This window comes from Streptomyces sp. NPDC048411, from assembly GCF_040704695.1.
Classification (GTDB): Bacteria; Actinomycetota; Actinomycetes; order Streptomycetales; family Streptomycetaceae; genus Streptomyces.
In genome coordinates this window covers 18,975-37,728 of the sequence record NZ_JBEZKL010000072.1, presented here as the reverse complement: position 1 = coordinate 37,728, position 18,754 = coordinate 18,975, and the positions used below count along the sequence as shown (strand labels likewise).

Annotated in this window: 18 protein-coding genes, 1 tRNA gene and 3 pseudogenes; 9 read left to right on the top strand and 13 right to left on the bottom strand. The window is 69.3% G+C overall.

The genetic code is table 11. The annotated features are described in order from the left end of the window. Positions 1-118: 118 nt before the first annotated feature. The 5 genes and pseudogenes from AB0915_RS23945 to AB0915_RS23925 form a co-directional block, all read right to left on the bottom strand. On the bottom strand, positions 119-829 hold the full coding sequence (locus AB0915_RS23945; protein WP_366693018.1) for a nucleotidyltransferase family protein: 711 nt from the start codon (positions 827-829) through the stop codon (positions 119-121). A gap of 35 nt (positions 830-864) precedes the next feature. After that, entirely contained in the window at positions 865-1,278 is a 414-nt protein-coding gene (locus tag AB0915_RS23940; protein WP_366693017.1) for a hypothetical protein, read from the bottom strand. A 231-nt stretch (positions 1,279-1,509) separates the two neighbouring features. Further along, positions 1,510-2,646: a sn-glycerol-3-phosphate ABC transporter ATP-binding protein UgpC gene (ugpC, locus tag AB0915_RS23935; RefSeq protein WP_366693016.1), complete on the bottom strand. Its 1,137-nt coding sequence runs from the start codon at positions 2,644-2,646 to the stop codon at positions 1,510-1,512. A gap of 352 nt (positions 2,647-2,998) precedes the next feature. Beyond that, a pseudogene (locus AB0915_RS23930) lies at positions 2,999-3,268 on the bottom strand (zinc ribbon domain-containing protein); the annotation flags it as partial. A gap of 46 nt (positions 3,269-3,314) precedes the next feature. Continuing rightward, positions 3,315-3,518 (bottom strand): annotated as a pseudogene (locus tag AB0915_RS23925) (RNA-guided endonuclease TnpB family protein); the annotation flags it as partial. A 163-nt stretch (positions 3,519-3,681) separates the two neighbouring features. Here AB0915_RS23925 and AB0915_RS23920 point away from each other — a divergent pair. Further along, positions 3,682-3,755 (top strand) — tRNA-Thr (locus AB0915_RS23920). Positions 3,756-3,883: 128 nt separating this feature from the next. Here the strand turns inward: AB0915_RS23920 and AB0915_RS23915 are convergent. Further along, positions 3,884-4,172, bottom strand: a pseudogene (locus tag AB0915_RS23915) (site-specific integrase); the annotation flags it as partial. 555 nt (positions 4,173-4,727) lie between these two features. On the opposite strand from AB0915_RS23915, the gene AB0915_RS23910 reads away from it, so the two are divergent. Next, positions 4,728-6,260 carry an ABC transporter substrate-binding protein gene (locus tag AB0915_RS23910; protein ID WP_366693024.1) on the top strand — a complete coding sequence of 511 codons (1,533 nt, stop codon included), beginning with the start codon at positions 4,728-4,730 and terminating at the stop codon, positions 6,258-6,260. 343 nt (positions 6,261-6,603) lie between these two features. Continuing rightward, on the top strand, positions 6,604-7,509 hold the full coding sequence (locus AB0915_RS23905) for a helix-turn-helix domain-containing protein (RefSeq protein WP_366693015.1): 906 nt from the start codon (positions 6,604-6,606) through the stop codon (positions 7,507-7,509). A gap of 20 nt (positions 7,510-7,529) precedes the next feature. On the opposite strand, the gene AB0915_RS23900 is transcribed toward AB0915_RS23905, so the two are convergent. Further along, positions 7,530-8,522 carry a LacI family DNA-binding transcriptional regulator gene (locus AB0915_RS23900; protein ID WP_366693014.1) on the bottom strand — a complete coding sequence of 331 codons (993 nt, stop codon included), beginning with the start codon at positions 8,520-8,522 and terminating at the stop codon, positions 7,530-7,532. Positions 8,523-8,649: 127 nt separating this feature from the next. On the opposite strand from AB0915_RS23900, the gene AB0915_RS23895 reads away from it, so the two are divergent. The 5 genes from AB0915_RS23895 to AB0915_RS23875 all read left to right on the top strand — a co-directional run bounded on the left by AB0915_RS23895 (position 8,650) and on the right by AB0915_RS23875 (position 12,832). Next, a complete protein-coding gene (locus tag AB0915_RS23895; RefSeq protein ID WP_366693013.1) occupies positions 8,650-9,570 on the top strand; it encodes a ribokinase in 921 nt (306 codons plus the stop codon). A gap of 40 nt (positions 9,571-9,610) precedes the next feature. Beyond that, the gene (locus tag AB0915_RS23890) at positions 9,611-10,957 is read left to right on the top strand and encodes an NtaA/DmoA family FMN-dependent monooxygenase (protein WP_366693012.1); all 1,347 of its coding nucleotides are present in this window, start codon (positions 9,611-9,613) and stop codon (positions 10,955-10,957) included. A 34-nt stretch (positions 10,958-10,991) separates the two neighbouring features. Further along, positions 10,992-11,516 carry a flavin reductase family protein gene (locus AB0915_RS23885; RefSeq protein ID WP_366693011.1) on the top strand — a complete coding sequence of 175 codons (525 nt, stop codon included), beginning with the start codon at positions 10,992-10,994 and terminating at the stop codon, positions 11,514-11,516. After that, a complete protein-coding gene (locus AB0915_RS23880; protein WP_366693010.1) occupies positions 11,509-11,967 on the top strand; it encodes a riboflavin kinase in 459 nt (152 codons plus the stop codon). Before AB0915_RS23885 ends, AB0915_RS23880 begins: the two co-directional genes overlap by 8 nt. 115 nt (positions 11,968-12,082) lie before the next feature. Then, complete coding sequence (locus AB0915_RS23875) at positions 12,083-12,832, top strand: nicotinamide mononucleotide transporter family protein (protein ID WP_366693009.1); 750 nt, start codon at positions 12,083-12,085, stop codon at positions 12,830-12,832. Here AB0915_RS23875 and AB0915_RS23870 read toward each other — a convergent pair. From AB0915_RS23870 to AB0915_RS23855, 4 genes are read right to left on the bottom strand one after another with little or no spacing between them, the layout of a single operon-like run. Continuing rightward, entirely contained in the window at positions 12,795-13,172 is a 378-nt protein-coding gene (locus AB0915_RS23870; protein WP_366693008.1) for a pore-forming ESAT-6 family protein, read from the bottom strand. The genes AB0915_RS23875 and AB0915_RS23870 overlap by 38 nt on opposite strands. A gap of 23 nt (positions 13,173-13,195) precedes the next feature. After that, positions 13,196-13,507 carry a hypothetical protein gene (locus tag AB0915_RS23865; RefSeq protein WP_366693007.1) on the bottom strand — a complete coding sequence of 104 codons (312 nt, stop codon included), beginning with the start codon at positions 13,505-13,507 and terminating at the stop codon, positions 13,196-13,198. Positions 13,508-13,524: 17 nt separating this feature from the next. Next, positions 13,525-14,925, bottom strand: a complete 1,401-nt coding sequence (locus AB0915_RS23860; RefSeq protein ID WP_366693006.1) for an FAD-dependent oxidoreductase — start codon at positions 14,923-14,925, stop codon at positions 13,525-13,527. Then, a complete protein-coding gene (locus AB0915_RS23855; RefSeq protein ID WP_366693023.1) occupies positions 14,922-15,641 on the bottom strand; it encodes a rhomboid-like protein in 720 nt (239 codons plus the stop codon). The genes AB0915_RS23860 and AB0915_RS23855 overlap by 4 nt, the downstream gene beginning before the upstream one ends. A 266-nt stretch (positions 15,642-15,907) precedes the next feature. Between AB0915_RS23855 and AB0915_RS23850 the strand changes: the two genes are divergently transcribed. Further along, the gene (locus tag AB0915_RS23850; RefSeq protein ID WP_366693005.1) at positions 15,908-16,381 is read left to right on the top strand and encodes a GNAT family N-acetyltransferase; all 474 of its coding nucleotides are present in this window, start codon (positions 15,908-15,910) and stop codon (positions 16,379-16,381) included. A 72-nt stretch (positions 16,382-16,453) separates the two neighbouring features. On the opposite strand, the gene AB0915_RS23845 is transcribed toward AB0915_RS23850, so the two are convergent. Further along, positions 16,454-17,479 carry a zinc-binding dehydrogenase gene (locus tag AB0915_RS23845; protein ID WP_366693004.1) on the bottom strand — a complete coding sequence of 342 codons (1,026 nt, stop codon included), beginning with the start codon at positions 17,477-17,479 and terminating at the stop codon, positions 16,454-16,456. Between the two features lie 47 nt (positions 17,480-17,526). Then, complete coding sequence (locus AB0915_RS23840; protein ID WP_366693003.1) at positions 17,527-18,726, bottom strand: NAD(P)-binding protein; 1,200 nt, start codon at positions 18,724-18,726, stop codon at positions 17,527-17,529. Positions 18,727-18,754 lie beyond the last annotated feature (28 nt).

Below are 18,754 nucleotides of genomic sequence, written 5' to 3'. Positions count from 1 at the left end.
CGGGCCGGCGGGGGGGCGCCCCACCCCGCTGTGCGGGGCGGTGCGTCCGCCCCCCACACCCGCGGGGCGGGGGGCACCCCTCCACCCCGTTCCCCGCCCCTCTGCCGTGCCCGCCGCGCTACCGGCCGTCCAGCTCCCTCGCCGCCTCGGCCAGGTCCTTCGCCGTGTCGATGGCCCGCCAGTACGCGCCGTGCGGCAGCGGGTATCCGGCCAGCCGCCGCTCGCGGGCCAGCCGGGGAAACGTCGTCCGCTCATGGTCGCCGCGTTCCGGCAGCAGCGCCGTGAACGCCGGCGAGAAGACGTACACACCCGCGTTGATCAGATACGGGGACGGCGGCGACTCGATGAAGTCGGTGATGTGCCCGAACGCGTCCGTCTCCACGGCACCCCACGGGATACGGGGACGGGCCAGAGCCAGCGTGGCGGTCGCATCGCGCTCCGCATGGAACGCGGCCATCTCACGCAGCGAGAAACGGGTCCAGATGTCGCCGTTGGTGGCATACCAGGGCTCCGACGGATCCGGCAGCCGGGCGGCGGCGTACCTCAGGCCGCCGCCGCGGCCCAGCGGCTCCGACTCCACCACGGTGGTCACCCGGAGCGGCAGGACGGCCTCGGTGAGCCACTCCTGGAGCACCTCGGCCAGATGACCGCACGAGACGACGACATCGGTCACGCCCTCGGCGGCCAGCCAGGAAAGCTGATGGCCGATGATCGGGGTCCCGGTGCCCGGGATCTCGACCATCGGCTTGGGGCGGTCATCGGTGTACGGGCGCAGCCGCGATCCCTGGCCACCTGCCAGGATCACGGCCTGCGTCGGATACGTATGCATGCCAGGCACGATAGGCCGTGCCGGGACCGGGCCGGTCAGCTGAACTGCGCGACACCCGAGGCGAACGACGTGTCGCAGACCGGGCGGGAGAACCGGTGCGCCCGCGTCGGACCGTACTGCTCGACCGCGGCGCGGCCCAGCTCCCTGGCGATCGACATGCAGTGCCGGGCGAGTGAGGGGCGTCCCTCGACGGCGCGCTGGAGGTTCGTCAGCGCGACGCCCGGGTCCTTCTCCTGAAGCACCACGAGAAGCCGGTCGCGCAGGATGTCCTGCGGGGTGTGCGACGTGGCGTGCTTCGATACGGTCCGAGCCGACGCGGTGAGGACCTGCGACTCGGAGTTGTGCGCTGCCCACGGCACACGGGTGACCGCGAGAGTCCCGGAGAGGACCATGACGACGGGCAGGACGAGAGCGAGAGTTCGGCCGATGCGGCGCGCGGTGTGGGTCACGCAGCGAGCGTAGCGGGCAGTGATGACATGGCGACATTGCGTCACCCTTGCGGGGGATGGTTCGAGGGCGCTTTTCGAATCCCGCGTTGACGACCGCCGGTGAAATGACCGAAGTACCAGGGTATTTGCCGAAGACGCCGGACGTCCGGGCTCAAACCCGTACACGCGCTTCGGTACGCGGACGGCCCCGCACCACGAGGGGTGCGGGGCCGTCGTACGGCGGGTGTGACGTCAGTCGGCGAGACGCTCACCCGTCGAGGTCGAGAAGACGTGCAGCTCGTCCGGACGCGGCACGACGTGCAGCGTGGTGCCCTTCTCCGGCACGGCGCGGCCGCCGACACGGACGACCAGGTCCTTGTCCGCACCGCCGACGCGCGCGGAACCGTAGACGAAGCCGTCGGCGCCCAGCTCCTCGACGACGTTGACCGAGACGGCCAGACCGGCCGGGGCGTCGCCGCTGTCCTTGGAGAGCGACTTGGCAGCGGCGCCACCGTGCTCGACGATGTCGAAGTGCTCCGGGCGGATGCCGACCGTGACCGTGGTGTCGCCCTTGTCCGCGGCGGCGGTGAGCGCCTCGCGGGAGACCGGGACGACGCTGTTGCCGAACTTCACGCCACCGTCGGTGATCGGGACCTCGACCAGGTTCATGGCCGGCGAGCCGATGAAGCCGGCGACGAAGAGGTTGGCCGGGCGGTCGTACATGTTGCGCGGCGAGTCGACCTGCTGCAGCAGACCGTCCTTGAGGACCGCGACGCGGTCACCCATGGTGAGGGCCTCGACCTGGTCGTGCGTGACGTACACGGTCGTGATGCCGAGGCGGCGCTGGAGCGACGCGATCTGCGTACGGGTGGAGACCCGGAGCTTGGCGTCGAGGTTCGACAGCGGCTCGTCCATCAGGAAGACCTGCGGCTCACGCACGATGGCGCGACCCATCGCGACACGCTGACGCTGACCACCGGAGAGCGCCTTCGGCTTGCGGTCCAGGTACTCGGTGAGGTCCAGCATCTTGGCGGCCTCTTCGACCTTCGCCCGGATCTCGGTCTTGTTGACACCGGCGATCTTGAGCGCGAAGCCCATGTTGTCCGCGACGGTCATGTGCGGGTAGAGCGCGTAGTTCTGGAACACCATGGCGATGTCCCGGTCCTTCGGCGGCAGGTGCGTGACATCGCGGTCGCCGATGCGGATCGCGCCGCCGTTCACGTCCTCGAGACCCGCGAGCATGCGCAGGGAGGTCGACTTGCCACAACCGGAAGGGCCGACGAGGACGAGGAACTCACCGTCCGCGATGTCGATCTCGAGCTGGTCCACGGCGGGCTTGGTGGAGCCGGGGTAGACGCGGGACGCCTTGTCGAACGTGACACTGGCCATGCTGAATCTTCTCCTCCACCGGCAGGAACGTGCCGGACGATCCGAGTAGGGAGTGGTCTGGTCCACTTGGGTGAACCCTGAAGGACGCTACCTGGCCATTTCGAATCTGTCAGTAGTTCGAGGGCGACTGAAATCTCCCCTCAGATGGGGCAGGCGGAGCGACGCACTTTTGACCTTGCGCATGCAGGCAGTGCCACGGGTTTTTGGCCTGCTGTGAATGCAGCACTTTCTGCTTCATCGCCCGCTGCCGAGCCGACGCAACCCTGGGGGTCACACCCGGCCGGTCTGACACATGCTCCACAGGCATATCGGCCGACGGCCCGTCGGTCCGTAACACCCGTATCGGGACCGTTCACGCGGTCAGCAGTACCTCCGGCAGCTCTGATGCCTTGGTCACAGGCGGCGGCACTCTGCCGGGCGGTAGCGCCGAGGCCACCAGCCAGTACAGCCGCAAACCCTCCTCGCGGAGGTTCCGTGCCGCGTTCACATCCCGGTCGTGCGTCGCCCCGCACTCGATGCAGGTCCACTCCCGCACCGACACATCCAACGACGGGCCCTTCGCGTGACAGCACGAGCACCGACGCGTCGACGGGAAGAAACGGTCCACGATGACCAGGGTCCGTCAGGCCCTCGTTGTAGACCCACCGGCAGGCGCCGAAGGTCTTCTCCAGCTGCTCGGACTGTGCCGGGCTCGGGCAGAAGCGGAAGCGGTACACCCGCTGCTGGGTGCCCGGCTCCTTGGCGCGGCTCTTCAGCCGGGTCGACGCCCGGCCGTGATGCTTCCGGCGGTCGGGGATGCAGAGCGCCTCCCGCTTGACGCGCTTGGCCTCTTCCCCCGTGACACGTATGTTCCGGTCCGCCGAATCCACCATGTCCGCTCCTCGGGTTCAGCTGTCTGATAGTTGGAACAGCGCGTCAGTCCTCTTGACGCACGGATGGTCGAGTGGTCACGGGTGCGGAAGAACTTCGTGGATCAGGAGGTGGGCCGCTGTGTAGAGTGAGGGAGCTTGCGCGCGCGGCTTTGATGTGCGCGTTGCCTCCTTAGCTCAGCTGGCCAGAGCAACGCACTTGTAATGCGTAGGTCGTCGGTTCGAATCCGACAGGGGGCTCAGAGAAACCCCAGGTCACACAGCCCGTGACCTGGGGCTTTCTTATGTGCGAGGCGCGGCGGGGCGCATGGTTGGGGTGTCGTGGGGCGGCTTGCGTGAGCGATACGTGAGCGGAGGGCCGCCGGACCCTACTTCCCGGGCTTCTTCCGCTTCGCCATTTTCTCGGCTGCGGCCTCGGCTTTCTTGGCGCGCTGGGCCTTCCGGGCTTTCTCCGCCTTGCGGGCGGCATCCCCCGCCTCGGCCTTCCGCTGGAGTGGGACCAGCTTGGCGGTGACCTCGGCCGCGGTCCTCCCGAGGTGGGGGAGGACCCTCTGGGTAGATGTCCCGGGTGATGCGGGTGTCGCTGTGCCCGAGCGTGTCCGACACGATCTTCACATCGATGACGGCGGCGAGCATGAGCGTCGCGGCACCGTGGCGTTGGCCGTGGCTCCCGAACCCCCGTCCCGGGCACCGTGACCGACCCCCGCGGGCGAGCGTGCAGAGCGGTGGACGGCACGTGTTCGAGCCGAAGACACCGGTGGGCGGCCGGCCGCCACCAACTACCGGGGCATATACCCGAGGCATAAGGAAGCGGCTGCCACCCCACCTTTATGATCAGGCGACAAGATGCTCGCCTCCCTGGTCCGGATGCGCGGAGCATCCCCCCGTCTGGAGGGGGACCGCGGACGACACAGCAACGACTGCACCCGGTTCACTGCCGAGATGGAGGAGTTCCGGGTGCCTCGGCACCGGCCGGGTCCGGCCTGGCCGAGCCCCGGGCGACAAGGGCTGAGGCTCCCGGCCCATCCGGACCTGGGTCAGGCGGCGGGGCAGCGGCCACACCATTCCCGAACGGGCCGACCAGATCCGCAACCGGGTTCCTGATCAATCCCGGCCGCGCAGGATCCCTCGCGCGGCCGATAGAGAGCACGAGGCAGTTCTGTGAACATACGCAAACGATGGACGAGCGCGCCCATCGGGGCCGGTTTTGCGATGGCCCTGCTGGGCGGCTGCGGCTTCCAGTCCGGAGGAGACGCCGCCGAGTCCGGCGGCTCGATCGTCGTGGGCATGTCGGACGACGTTCTGGCCGCGGATCCGGCCTCGGGCTACGACCCGGGGTCCTGGCTGCTGTTCAACAATGTCTTTCAGTCCCTTCTCAGCTTTCCCCGCGGGACATCGACCCCTCAGCCGGAAGCGGCGAAGTCCTGCTCGTTCGCGGACGGCAGCAGGACCTACCGGTGCACTCTCCGCGATGGCTTGACCTTCAGCAACGGCGACAGCCTCACCTCCGAGGACGTCAAGTACTCCTTCGAGCGGGCGATCAGGATCGACGACCCCGGCGGCCCCGCGCCGTTGCTCTCCACGATCGCGAAGATCACCACTCCGGACGCGCGAACGGTCGTCTTCCAGCTCAACGTTCCCGATGCCACCTTCCCCAGCAAGATCGCTTCGGGCGCCGGCTCCATCGTGAACCACCGCGAGTACCCGATGAACAGCCTGCGCAAGGACGGCAAGGCCGTCGGGTCGGGTCCCTACAAGCTCAAGTCCCTCGACAAGTCGAAGGCCGTCTTCTCGGTCAACTCCAGTTACCGGGGCACAGCGCGGGTGAAGAACTCGGGCGTCACCCTCGACTTCTTCCGGGGCGATCAGAAGGAACTGGCGTCCGCACTGCAGAAACGCGACATCGATGTCGCCTACCGTGGTCTGACCGCGCGGGACATCTCCCGGTTGGAGGAATCCACCGCCGCGGCCGACAAGGGCATCGACGTCGTCGAAGGCACCAGCGCCGAGGTGCAGCATCTGGTCTTCAACATGAAGGACCCGGTGGTCCGACAGCTTCCCGTGCGCAAGGCCATCGCGTACCTGGTGAACCGTGACGCCCTCGTCAGCCAGGTCTACCACTCGACGGCCACCCCGCTGTACTCGATCGTCCCGGCCGGCATCACGGCCCACAGCACCGCGTTCTTCGACAAGTACGGCGAGAGCCAGCCTGCCAAGGCCGAACAGGCGCTGCGCAGCGCGGGCATCACCGACAAGGTGAAACTCACGCTGTGGTCCACGCCGAGCCGCTACGGCCCCGCCACCGACGACGAGTTCCGCGCGATCGCCCAGCAGCTCAATGCGAGCGGACTGTTCGACGCGGACGTCAAGTCCCTGCCCTTCGACCAGTACGAGAAGCAGATAGCGGCCGGCAAGCTCGGCGTCTACGTGAAGGGCTGGGTCCCGGACTACCCCGACCCGGACAACTTCACCCAGCCGTTCTTCGGCAAGGACAACGTCCTGCAGAACGGATACGTGAACGACGACATCACCGGCCGGATCATCCCCGACGCCGCCTCCCGAGCCGAACGGGGCACCACCGAGAGGACCTTCAACGAGCTCCAGGACGTCGTGGCCGAGGACCTGCCGATCCTGCCGCTGTGGCAGGGCAAGCAGTATGCGGTGGCGTACGACAACATCTCCGGCCTGGAGTGGACCCTGGACGCCTCGACCGTCTTCCGCTTCTGGGAGATCAGCAAGTACTAGGCATGTTTCGAAAGTAGCGTCGTCCGCCCGTAGGGCGGGCCAGACGCCGCCTGGCAGGCGGGACTTTCGAAACACGCCCCAGACAGCGACGCGCTCCCCACGAACGACCCCTCCCAGCATGATCAACCAGGAGGTCACCCCATCCTGCCAGTCGACATGACAGCGCCCCCGCCTCCATGAGAGCGGGGCGCGCAGGCTGCCATGCGAAGGTGAGGTCAGCCCTTCTTCTCGGTTCTGTACCCGCCCAGTTTCTCGCTGCTCAGGCAGCTGACCTGAGAAGCTGCTGCCCTGGGGGCTGCGACCGGCCCCTGATGCGGATCCGTCGGTCGCACGTGCGCGGCGCGTGCTGCGCCGGGCTCGGCTGCCGCTGCTGTCCGAACTGGCCCTGGACGGGGGCGGATACGTGCCCGACTTCCTCAGCCCGCATCCCTCCGGGCCTTCGCCGGCCGTCGAGGAGGAGCTGGAGCAGGTCCGGTGCACCCCGCCCGAACGTGTCCTGAGCGAGCTGGAGGCGTTGCGCGACGGACGGCCGCGACACGGCCTCGCGGGTTCCGAGCTGCCGGCAGGGGTGCAGCGGGCCAGGGCGCGGGGTGGTGCGCACGTGGCCCGGCAGGCGGCTGACGAGGTGCGGCGCTATTGGGAGCTGGCCTTCGCCCCGCACTGGGAGGCCGCCAAGGCCGCCCTCGACGCGGAGGTCGACCGATGCGCCGGCGTGCTGGCCCGGCACGGAGCGGCCAGGCTCTTCAACTCCCTGCATTCCGGCATCCGGTGGGCCGACGGCACCCTGCGCGCCGAGAGCCGGTTCCGGATCGCGCTGCCCGTGCCCCTGGTGGTCGTCGTGCCGTCACTTGTCGCACCTCGGCCGGGCGTGGCCGTGGACGCAACGCGCGGCAAAGCCCGGCCCCCGATGCTCGTCTATCCCGTGTGCGACAAGGCCATCGCCCCAGCAGCGCCCTCCGCCGAGATGGCCCAGCTGCTCGGCCCCACCCGCGCCGGGCTGCTTGCCGAGCTGGCGCAGCCGGCCTCCACCGCACAGCTGGCGGTACGTCACTTCCTCAGCCCCGCAACGGTTTCGTACCACCTCGGTGTACTGCACCGGGCAGGCCTCGTCGCCCGCGCCCGGTCCGGCCGATCGGTGCTCTACCGCCGTACGCCCGAGGGGGTCCGACTGGCGGGGAGCCGGTGGATGGGGCGGGGCTGGCTGCTGGGATCACCCCAGGCGGCCATTGCCCATGCGCACGGACGCTGAACCGACGATGTGACCATGCGTCAGGATTCCACGTCGGTTGAGGCGCGAACGACGAGCTGAGGGGGGAACCGTTCGACCCGTTCAGTTCGTTCGCGGCCGGGTGCCTGAAGCAGAGTCAGCGCGCGTTCGGCCATGGCGGACAACGGGTGACGGATGGACGTGATGGGAGGGTCGAGGAGCTCGAGTATCTCGGTGTCGTCGAACCCGGTGACGGCGATCTGCCCGGGTACGGCGACCGATGAACGGTGCAGCGTGCTCACGAGCCCTACGGCGAGGACGTCTGCTCCGCAGACGACCGCGTCTACCTGGTCGCGCTGTTCGATGATGCGGCGCCCCGCCGTCCGTCCGGCGTCGGTGGTGAAGCTGGGCAGGAGGATGGTGGTGGCGTCGGGACCTTGCGCTTCGGTGAAGGCTGCGAGCCGTTCGGCACCCGAGGAGGAGGCCTGATCGGCGGCGATGAGGGCGATCCGGTGCCGCCCGATGCCCTTCAGGTGATCGACGAGAAGCTGGACCGCGGACGCGTTGTCGAGTGTGACGGCGACGGTGCCGGATCCTTTGGCCCATCGGTCGAAGAGGACGACGGGGTGACGTCTGGCGGCATTGTGGATGGCGGGTCCGGACGCGTTGGCTGATACGGGGACGACGAGCAGGCCGTCCACCCGGCCACTGAGCAGGGTGTCGATCTGCTCGGCCTCGATCGCGGTGTCGTTCGCTGCGTCGGACACCACGAGCGTGCCGCCGGCGGCACGCACGTGCTGTGCGATGGCATCGGCGAGTTGGACGAAATAGGGGTTGGCGAGCGTGGGGACGACGACGCCGATGGTGCCGGTGGTGCCGGTGCGCAGCGCCCGGGCGGAGTGGTTGGGCTGGTAGCCGAGCCGGTGCGCGGCCTCTTCGACGCGGCGTGCGAGCTCGGGATCGACGTTGCGCGGCGTGCTGGCGAGAACGCGTGATGCCGTCGCGCGGGAGACGCCCGCGGCCTCGGCCACGTCGAGGAGTCGGGGCGCTGTCACGTAGGTGTCCCTCTCGGTCGGTGGGCGGATGCGCCATGGCGGCGGGGCAATCGTTTACGACGAGGCTACTTGACGGCGCGTAAGTGCTGGTACAGCATGTCGGAAATCGATTTCCCAGGGGGTGTCAATGTCGTCCATCACCGTCGTCGGTTCGGTGAACCGCGACTTCGTCCTGACCGTCAAGGATCTGCCGCACCCCGGCGAGACCGTGCTCGCACGGCACTTCGTGGAGGGGGTTGGTGGCAAGGGTGCCAACCAGGCCGTCGCGGCTGCTCGCCTCGGATCGCGGGTGCGTCTCGTCGCCAGGGTCGGCGCGGACGCGGCCACCATCCTCGACGCGCTCGCGTCCGAAGGCGTGGACGTCGATGCCGTGCGGTCGGACGAGCGGGCCACGACCGGAATTGCCGCGGTGGTCGTCGACGACGCCGGCGAGAACACCATCGTCGTGAATCCTGGGGCCAACGCCGACCTTGGTGTCCAGGACCTGCCGTCCCGGCTCGTCCGGTCGACGGGAGAGGTCGTCGTCGTCCAGAACGAGATCGCACCCGACGTGGTCGACCTAGCGGTCCTGCGGGCCCGCGAACAGGGCGGGGTCGTCGTCCTCAACCCCGCCCCCGCTCGCCCGATCGGCGCGCGGGTACTGGCCGCCGTCGACGTCCTCGTCCCCAACCTCGGCGAACTCGCCTCACTTCTCGGCGCCGACCGTCCCGCCACCGTCGATGACGTGCGAGGTCTGCTGGAGCGCGCCGCGCTCCCGTGCCGGGCCGTCGTGGTGACACTCGGGGCGGACGGCGCCATCCTGAAAATGGCGCACAGGACAAACATCACGCACATTCCCGCGCCGTTCGTGGACGCCGTCGACACCGTGGGTGCCGGCGACACCTTCTGCGGTGCTCTCGCGGACGCCCTCGGGCGCGGCGCCGATCTTCCGGCCGCGGTCGAACGCGCCGTGCAAGCGGCGTCGCACGCCGTCACCGGCCTCGGCGCTCAGGCCTCCATGCCCTACCCGGACCAGCTCGACGTACCCGCAATCACCTCTGCTTCCTGACATCCCGCGGGTCACCCACCAGCACTACGGAGAACCACCCATGAGGAACCTCAAGCTCGGCGTGTTCGAGAACGCGCAGACCAATGCGAGTGGCACGGCCACTTGGCGTCACCCCGACAGCCGACGGCATCTTTTCGACACTCTCGACTACTGGCGCGATCTCGCCGCGATCTGCGAGGACGCCAAGCTGGACTTCCTGTTCCTCGCCGACGCCTGGGGCTGGTCCGAGATCAACGGCACGCGCCCGCCCATCGCCACGGAGGAGACCCTCGACCTCCCGCGGCTCGACCCGATGGTCGTGGCGTCCGCGCTTCTGTCCACGACGACCAACCTGGGTCTCGTCATGACAGGCTCCGTCCTCGTGGAACCGCCGTACGCGTTCGCGCGTCGCATCGCCACGCTCGACCAGCTCTCCGGTGGCCGGATCGGCTGGAACATCGTGACGACCGGCACGGCCGACACCGCGGTCAAGGCGTTCGGCATGGAGATGGTGGCGCACGACGACCGCTATCGGATGGCCGAGGACTTCCTCGACCTCGTCTACAAGTACTGGGAGGGGGCCTGGGAGCCGGACGCGCTGGAGAAGGATAAGGACGGAAGGTTCGCCGACCCCGCCAAGGTGCACCTCGTCACCCACAAGGGCCCGTTCTTCCGCTCGGAGGGGTACGGCAATACCGCGCGTTCCCCGCAGGGCACGCCCGTGCTGTTCCAGGCAGGGGCATCGCCTGCCGGTCGCCGGGTCGGCGGCCGGCACGGCGAATGCATGTTCGTGGGGAGCGGCTCGGTCGAGCAGCTCGCCGGGCACACCGCCTCCATCCGTGAGGAGGCGGTCAAGGCGGGTCGTCGAGCCGACGACGTGAAGGTGATGTCAGCGTTCTCGTGTGTCGTCGGTGCGACGACATCCGATGCGGAGCGGCGCTATCAGCGGATCCTCGACGCTCAGCGGCCCGAGGTGACCGTCGCCAGCTATTCCATGTTCACCGGGCTCGACCTTTCGTCCTACGCGCCCGAGACGCCCATGACGGATCTCTCCACCGAGCTGTCGCAGACCCAGGTGGCCCGCTTCGCCGGTAAGACGGTCGGCGACGTCCTCGCCGACTGGCACACCCACGGCGTCGGAGCGCGGCCCGTCGTCGGCACGGCCGAGGAGATCGCCGACGAGATCTGCGCGCTTGCGGAAGGCGCCGACCTTGACGGATTCCTGCTGTCCCCGACGATCCAGCCGACCTCGACGACGGACTTCGTCGAGTCGGTCCTGCCGATCCTGCGGGCACGCGGAGTCTTCCGCGGGGAGTACACGGAGGGCGAGAGCCTGCGCGAACGACTCACCGGAGCATCCGACCGCGCGCTGCCGGCCAGCCACCCCGCGGCACAGTACAGGCACTGAAAACAGAACTCGCGACGAAAGGATGTCGAAGACCATGGCCACGTCTACCCACAACCCGCCCGGGGCATCCGTGCCGGCGGAGCTGGACGCGGCGACGCTGCGGCAGACGTTCGGGGCCTACCCGACCGGTGTCGTCGCGATAAGCGCGCTGCGCGGGAACGAACCGGTCGGGTTCGCGGCGAGTTCGTTCGTCTCGATCTCGCTCCAACCGCCCATGGTCGCGGTCAGCGTGGCCCGCACCTCGACCACCTGGCCGCGCCTTGCGGGGGCACCCGTTCTGGGGCTGAGTGTGCTCAGCCGCGGTCAGGGTGCGCTGTGCCGGCGTTTGGCGTCCCGGGAGGTCAACCGCTTCGAGGGCGTCGCGTGGAAGGCGACGCCCGAGGGCGCCGTCGTGATCGAGGACGCCGCGCTCTGGCTGACGGCTCGGGTGAGCGCGACCTACGACGGTGGCGATCACGAGATCGTGCTCATGGAGTTGATGACGACTGAGCTGTTCTCCGGCGTGGAGCCACTCGTTTTCCACACCAGCCAGTTCCGCGAACTCATCCCCCATGGGTGACACCGTGACCGTCCACGGGCAGCTCACGGGTGCGGTGGTGCATGGTGCCGGTCGAGGCCGTGGGCTCGGGTTCCCCACCGCGAACGTCGCGGCCGATCCCGACTCGCGGGTCCCACCGTCTGCGATCTACAGCGGCTGGGTCGTACGCCACTCGACCGGCGCCGTCCACCGAGGAACGATCAGTATCGGGTCGAACCCGACCTTCTGCGACACGGCGGATGTACACGTCGAGGTGTACTGCCACGACACGTCGGACGAGTTCTATGGAGAGCGCGTCGGACTGTGGTTCGTGGCACGGATTCGAGACACGGTGAAGTTCGCGTCGCCCGACGACCTGGTGCGCGCCGCCCGGCAGGACGTCTTGCGGTCCGAGGCGCTTCTCGCCTCCGACCGCGGGCGGCGCGTCCTCACCGACGCGCTCGCCGCGTACGAAAGAACCTTCTCCGCCTGAGATATCACTCCGCGCGGACTCGGCGCGCACTGCCGAACTCCATGCGTCATGACTGGCCCGGTCCGGGCCCATAGCCCACGCTCAGCCTTGCTCCGAACGAACGAAGGTGTTAGCAATGAGCACATTCCAGTGGCTGAATGAGCAGTTCAGCTTCTTCGGTGTCCCCGTCTACTGGTCCGACTTTCTGGGCAACATCCTGGCGCTCGCAACCGTTTGGCTGGCGTTGCGGCGATTGCTCGTGGCCTGGCCGGTGCAGATCCTCGGGTCGGTCCTACTGCTGATCGCGAGCCTGAACGTTCATCTCGGAGGTAACGCCGCCCGGCAGATTGTGATCATAGCATCGGCGTCGTGGGGTTGGGCGACTTGGCGGCGCAGCAGGGAGAGGGAAGGCGCGATCAACGTCCGCTGGGCAACGTGGCGGGAGCGGGCTGTACTGATCGCTGTCATGGCCGCTGGGACGTTCGCGTTCGGCGCCTTGCTCAAGTCGACCGACGCGTCGTTCTACCCGGGCGCTCCTTGGTGGATGGTCCTCGCGGACGCCTGGATCTTCGTCGGCTCGATCCTGGCGATGTACACCCAGGCCCGGCGGTACGTGGAGTTCTGGTTCGTCTGGCTGGCCGTCGACCTCGTCGGGGTGCCCCTCGCTATTCATTCCCAGCTGTACTTCTCCGGGATCGTCTACGCGATCTTCTTCGTCATGGTCGTCATCGGGATCCGCGACTGGGCGTCTCACAGCAAGGACCAGGAGATCGCCTCGCCTCTCGAGCCGGCTGTCGTCCTGGAGAGTCGGAACGAGAACGGCGCGTCACCGGCCGCGGGGTCGTACGTCACCCGGCCGGGCACAGAAACGGCAACTGGGTCTTGAAGTTTGCTGACTGACTGATGGTCCGGGCCTCGCGTGGCGTCGGCTTCCAAGATCCGGTTGTGGTCTTGGAAGCCGACGTTGCTTCCCGCGTCGTCTTCAGCAGCTGGATGATGTTCCTGACCTCCTGTGAGGTCCGGTTCCACTGCAGTTCCTTGCCGTGGTACTCGTCCGCGACACCGTCCGCGACACCGTCCGCGGAGAAGTCCGCCATCGCCGCCTTGACCTGGCCGTCCCGCGCGGCGATCACTTCCTCCAGACGCGCGATCACGACCCGGATGTTGCCCTGCGCATCCTCCGACGCACCCGTGTCGTACGCGCGACGGTCACTGTCACCAGCCATCACAAACCCTGCCCCTCGAAAGATCAGCGTCCGCCGAAACAGGCCGCGTCGAAGTTCGCCGCACCCATCTGCTGCCGGGCGTTGTCGCCCTGCTCCTGGTCACCCGAACCGAACGCCTGCTCCATGCCCGACTTGCCACCCAGCAGCGCCGACAACGAACCGTTCAACGCCGCCGTGATCTCGTCCGCGCGATTCTTGAACGAGTCGAACGCCGCCCACCCCGGACCGCTGAACTTTCCCTCCAACGGCGCCGTCGCCTGCCCCAGTTGATGGATCAACGTGCCCAAGTCATCACTCGCCCCACGCGACTTCGACGTCAGAGTCGACAAGGGCATCGGCGAACGAATGTTTTTCAGTGCCGTCCAGCCAGCCGGTCCGCCACCTTGGCGATCGGGTCGGTGGTGGCTTCGGCCGAGGTGAGTTCGCGCCGGTCCGCGGTGCGATAGGCCGCGTACATGCCGTGGACGCCGATCCAGCGGAAGGGTTCCGGTTCCCAGCGGCGGACCTTGTGGTTGACCCAGGGGAGGGTGGTCAGATCGGTGGGGCCCGACTGACCGGAGTCCTGCTGGATCAGGTCGCGCAGAGTGCGGGCGGCGAGGTTGGTGGTGGCGACGCCGGAACCGACGTAGCCGCCGGCCCAGCCGAGTCCGGTGGAGCGGTCGAGGGTGACCGTGGCGCACCAGTCGCGGGGGACGCCGAGGACGCCGGACCAGGCGTGGTCGATGCGGGCGCCCGCGGTGGTGGGGAAGAAGCGGACCAGGATCTCGCGGAGGGCCTCGATGGTGGCGGGCTGGGTGCGCCCGTCATTGTCGGTGCCGGAGCCGAAGCGGTACGGGACGCCCCGGCCGCCGAGTGCGATGCGGTCGTCCGCGGTGCGCTGGGCGTACATGTAGGCGTGGGCCATGTCGCCGAGCGTCTCGCGGCCGTCCCAGCCGATGGTGTCCCAGACCGACTTCGGGAGCGGTTCGGTGACGATCATCGAGGAGTTCATCGGGAGCCAGGTGCGCTTCTGGCCCTTGAGGTTGGCCGTGAAGCCCTCGGTGCAGCGCAGGATGTACGGGGCGCGGACGGTGCCGTACGGGGTGTGGGCGTGCTTGGGCTTGATCTCGGTGACGGGGGTCGACTCGTGGATGGTGACGCCGAGCGCCTCGACGGCGTCGGCGAGCCCCTTGACGAGTTTGACCGGGTGCAGGCGGGCGCCGTGCGGCGACCAGGTGGAGCCGACGGCTCCGGTGACGCGGATGCGTTCGGCGGTCTCGCGGGCGCCGCGCAGGACCCGGTCGGTCTCGCCGAGGGCGATCTCGACGGAGTGGAAGTCCTTGAGGCGGGCCAGCTGGGCCGGCGTGTAGGCCACTTCGAGGACGCCGCCCTGGTGGATGTCGGCGTCGATGTTCTCTTCGGCGGCGACGCGTACGACCTCGTCGACGGTGTCGTTCATCGCCTTCTGGAGGCGGACGGCGGCGTCGTGGCCGTGGAGTTTCGCGTAGCGGTCGCGGCCTGCGATGCCGTTGTAGAGCCAGCCGCCGTTGCGGCCGGAGGCGCCGTAGCCGCAGAACTTCGCCTCGAGCACGGTGATGTTCAGGAAGGGAGCGGCCTTCTTGAGGTAGTACGCCGTCCAGAGTCCGGTGTATCCGCCGCCGACGATGCAGACGTCCGTGGTGGTGTCGCCGGGCAGGGGCTCGCGCGGGACGGGTGTGCCTTGGTCCGCGTACCAGAACGATATTCCGCCGTTGACCGTGCTGACCGTGCTCATGTTGCCCCTGCTCGTCCTTGTGAAGCCGAGTTCCTGTGTGGCGGGAGGTTACTGCGCGGGGGCGGTTTCGTCCTCCCCCGGGTGAGCGGATAGCAGGCGAGACCGATGAGGACGGCGGTGAGGTGGCCGAGGTCGGTGAAGGTGCGGCTGGTGATGAGGGGGATGCCGTAGACGACGAGGACGGCGAAGAGGTACCCGTACCGCAAGGGCCGGGAGACGTGGTACGTGAGGACGGCGACGACGCCCGCGAGTGCGTAACTGACCCCGACGTCCAGGGTGTGGACGGCCGACGCGGGTGCCTCTCCGTGCCGGACGGCCCAGGCGAGGACGCCCTCGCTGACGAGGGTGGCCAGGATGTGGGCGAGCGCCGCAACCGCGAGCCAGCGCAGCGTGCCGAGCCAGCGTTCGGCGGGTGCGTGGAAGACCGTGAAGAGGAAGGCGTACGGGAGCCACTTGCCGCTGTCGATCCAGAAGGCGCTGGAGATGAGGACACGTACCGGGTCGCGGATGAGCTCGTGGATGTTGGTCGAGTGCTGACGCAGGAAGTCCTCCTCGAAGTCGGGGGACATCTGATGCACCACGACCGTGGTGACGAAGAGGGCCGTCAGCCAGATGTACGTCCCGGGCGCGCTGCGGATCCAGAAGCGGACGGCGCGCAGGGCGCGCGTCGGGAGGGAGAGCGGGTTCGTGGGCGGGGCCGGGCTGCTGGGGGGCATAACCGATTGACGCACGGGCCTACGATCGGGTGCGTGATTGACATTCCGGACGCGCTGATCGCCACCCGGTCCAAGTACACCGGCGAGACCGGGCGGGTCTTTCCTGGCCGCGTTCCCGGGGCCCGCGCACCGGTTCCTGGGCGAGCGGGGGCTGCGGCCGGACGGGGAGAGCCGCTTGGGGCCGGAGCAGCCGGAAATCGCCCGGCGGTTGCTGGGCCGGGGACAGCGGGAAGACGGTGGCAGGGGAGGCTGCTTACGCTGCTCCCATGATTCGTACCGCTACTGCTGCCGATGTCCCTGTCATCCATTCCATGGTCCGCGATCTCGCCGAGTACGAGAAGGCGCTCCACGAGGTGAACGCCACCGAGGAGCAGCTGCACGAGGCGTTGTTCGGCGAGCGGCCCGCCGCGTATGCGCACATCGCCGAGTCGGACGAGGACGGGGAGATCGTGGGCTTCGCGCTCTGGTTCCTGAATTTCTCGACGTGGCGCGGGGTGCACGGCATCTACCTGGAGGACCTCTACGTACGCCCCGAGCGGCGTGGCGGCGGGCACGGCAAGGCGCTGCTGACGGAGCTGGCACGGATCTGTGTGGAGCGGGGGTACGAGCGTCTGGAGTGGTCCGTGCTGAACTGGAACGCCCCGTCCATCGCGTTCTACGAGTCGCTGGGCGCGCGCCCGCAGGACGAGTGGACGGTGTACCGGCTGACGGACGGGGCGCTGGTGAAGCTCGGCGGCTGACCGAGGTCCTAGGGCGTGTTTCGAAAGTCCCGCCGTCCGCCCGCCAGGCAGGCGGGACTTTCGAAACACTCCCTAGGAGGGTGCTTGCCTCGAGAGGCTGGGGACGAGGACGACCTTACCCATCGTGCCGCGCGTCTCCAGGGCGCGGTGGGCGGCGGCCGCCTCGGCGAGCGGGAAGCGCTGGACGGCGGGACGCAGGCGGCCCGCGGCGGCTTCGGCGAGCGAGCGTTCTTCGAGGGCGCGCAGGCCGCCCGCCTTCTGCATCATTGCCGGGCCGAGGACGTCCTGGGAGGTGATGCCGCGTTCGGCGAGCTCCTCGTCGGTGAAGGTGAGCGGGGACCCGTTGTGAAGTCCCTCGCCGGACCAGCCGAAGACGATGTGCTGACCGCCCTTGCCGAGGAGGTCGACGGCGGCGCGCGCGGTGACGCCGCCGACGGAGTCGTAGACGACGGTGGCGCGGCGGCCGACGCCGTCGAGGTAGGTAATGACCTGGGCCGGCCAGTCGGGGAGGGTGTAGTCGACGGCGAGGTCGGCGCCGTTGGCCTTCACCGCTGCGACCTTGGCGGGTCCGCCGGCGAGGCCGATGACGGTGGCTCCGGCGTGCTTGGCGTACTGGACGAGCAGGGTGCCGATGCCGCCCGCCGCGGCGGGGACGACGGCCACCGAGTCGGGGCCGAGCTCGGTGAACTGCAGGATGCCCAGGGCGGTGCGGCCGGTGCCGATCATGGCGACGGCCTGGGCCTCGTCGAGGCCGGGCGGGATCGGGTGGAGCTTGTCGGCGTCGGTGACGGCGAGTTCGGCGTAGCCGCCGGGGACCATGCCGAGGTGGGCGACGACGCGCCTGCCCAGCCAGCCGGGGTCGGTGCCCTCACCGAGCGTGTCGACCGTTCCGGCGACTTCGCGGCCGGGGACGGTGGGCAGCTCGGCGGGGGCGGGGAACGGCCCTGTCATGCCCTCGCGCAGGGCGGTGTCGAGGAGGTGCACACCGGCCGCGGCGACGGCGATCCGGACCTGGCCGGGGCCGGGTACCGGGTCGTCGGTCGTCTCGTACGTGAGGTTCTCGGCGGGTCCGAAGGTGTGGAGGCGGATGGCGTGCATGTGCGGGCTCCCCGGGTCGACTGGCTGACGAGGAACACCCTCCGACCTCAACTCCGCTTGAGGTCAAGCGTCCGACGGTTCGGCGGGTGCTGCTCGCCCGTTCCGAGGGCGAGCAGCGCCGCTTCCATCCCGCTGTTGAACGACACCTCGCTGAGCAGTCCCGGCGCCGCTACCTGGTCGCCCGCGAGGTAGATGTCGTTGCCGCGGTCGATGGCCGGCCGGTCCCGCCATGTGGTGCCGGGGCGGTCGACCGCGCCCGTGCGGCCGGCGGCGAGCGCGTCGCGCCGCCACTCGACGCGGTCGCGCCAGCCCGGGAAGCCGAGGTCGAGGACGTCTTCGGCACGGGCGATGCCCGCCGCCTTCGACTCACCGGGGGCGACGGGGAACTGGCCCTGGACGAGCTGCCGGCCCGCCGGGGCAAGGGTGCGGTCCTGGGCGCTGAAGCGTTCGATCCAGCCGGGGGCGTCCAGGTCGGAGACGGCGAAGGCGTCGCCGCGCCGGGTGCGCAGGGCCAGGTCGATCAGGGCGGTTCTGCCGCTGTCCCAGGTCAGCGTGGGGTCGTGGAGCAGTCCGCTTGCGGCGTCGAGGGAGGTGGCGACGATGACGGGGCCGCTGCGGGCCAGGTCGTCGAGGGCGCTCGGGTCGATCCGTGTCACCGTCTCGATCCGGACGCTCAGGTTCCAGGCGCGTGCGGCCATCCGGTCGATGATCTGCGCCCAGCCGCCGACCGGGTAGCGCGCCTCGGGCGGCAGCGCGGTGGCGCGGCGCAGCCGCTCCTGGACGAACGCGGCGGAAAGCGAACCGGGGTCGTGGTGGAAGAGCGCCACGGCGGCGTAGTGCGCGGCCGCGCGGGCGGTCTCCTCGCCGGCCCGGCCGGTGGCCCAGGTGTGGAAGTCGGTGTCGACGGGGGCGTGTCCGGCGCGGCGGCGGGTGAGCCGGAGGAGGCCGAGGGGCGGGGTGCGGCGCAGGGTGCCGCCCAGCCGGAAACGGAGCCGGGTGGCTTCGAGGAGCGGCACCGTGGCGACCGGGCCGAGAAGATTGCGCTGCGCGAGCCACGTCCAGTGCGGTCCGTGGCGGTAGAGGGCGTGGGGTCCTTCGTTGGTGCGGTACGGGCCCTCGGCGGTCCTGGCGCGGCCGCCGAGCGTGTGGTGGGCCTCGTGGACGGTCACCAGGGCGCCGGACTCGGCGGCTGTGATCGCTGCGGTGAACCCGGCGAGTCCGCCGCCGATGATGTGGATGCGCTGCATGCGTCCCTGTCTCCTCGTCGTCGTGAAC

What these genes read in the sequence shown, in the direction of transcription:
- AB0915_RS23850 (WP_366693005.1), top strand. Translation starts at nt 15,908, where the DNA reads ATGATTCGTACCGCTACTGCTGCCGATGTCCCTGTCATCCATTCCATG.
- AB0915_RS23875 (WP_366693009.1), top strand. Translation starts at nt 12,083, where the DNA reads ATGAGCACATTCCAGTGGCTGAATGAGCAGTTCAGCTTCTTCGGTGTC.
- AB0915_RS23870 (WP_366693008.1), bottom strand. Translation starts at nt 13,172, where the DNA reads ATGGCTGGTGACAGTGACCGTCGCGCGTACGACACGGGTGCGTCGGAG.
- AB0915_RS23865 (WP_366693007.1), bottom strand. Translation starts at nt 13,507, where the DNA reads ATGCCCTTGTCGACTCTGACGTCGAAGTCGCGTGGGGCGAGTGATGAC.
- AB0915_RS23840 (WP_366693003.1), bottom strand. Translation starts at nt 18,726, where the DNA reads ATGCAGCGCATCCACATCATCGGCGGCGGACTCGCCGGGTTCACCGCA.
- AB0915_RS23890 (WP_366693012.1), top strand. Translation starts at nt 9,611, where the DNA reads ATGAGGAACCTCAAGCTCGGCGTGTTCGAGAACGCGCAGACCAATGCG.
- AB0915_RS23895 (WP_366693013.1), top strand. Translation starts at nt 8,650, where the DNA reads ATGTCGTCCATCACCGTCGTCGGTTCGGTGAACCGCGACTTCGTCCTG.
- AB0915_RS23945 (WP_366693018.1), bottom strand. Translation starts at nt 829, where the DNA reads ATGCATACGTATCCGACGCAGGCCGTGATCCTGGCAGGTGGCCAGGGA.
- AB0915_RS23885 (WP_366693011.1), top strand. Translation starts at nt 10,992, where the DNA reads ATGGCCACGTCTACCCACAACCCGCCCGGGGCATCCGTGCCGGCGGAG.
- AB0915_RS23880 (WP_366693010.1), top strand. Translation starts at nt 11,509, where the DNA reads ATGGGTGACACCGTGACCGTCCACGGGCAGCTCACGGGTGCGGTGGTG.
- AB0915_RS23910 (WP_366693024.1), top strand. Translation starts at nt 4,728, where the DNA reads ATGGCCCTGCTGGGCGGCTGCGGCTTCCAGTCCGGAGGAGACGCCGCC.
- AB0915_RS23845 (WP_366693004.1), bottom strand. Translation starts at nt 17,479, where the DNA reads ATGCACGCCATCCGCCTCCACACCTTCGGACCCGCCGAGAACCTCACG.
- ugpC (WP_366693016.1), bottom strand. Translation starts at nt 2,646, where the DNA reads ATGGCCAGTGTCACGTTCGACAAGGCGTCCCGCGTCTACCCCGGCTCC.
- AB0915_RS23855 (WP_366693023.1), bottom strand. Translation starts at nt 15,641, where the DNA reads ATGCCCCCCAGCAGCCCGGCCCCGCCCACGAACCCGCTCTCCCTCCCG.
- AB0915_RS23860 (WP_366693006.1), bottom strand. Translation starts at nt 14,925, where the DNA reads ATGAGCACGGTCAGCACGGTCAACGGCGGAATATCGTTCTGGTACGCG.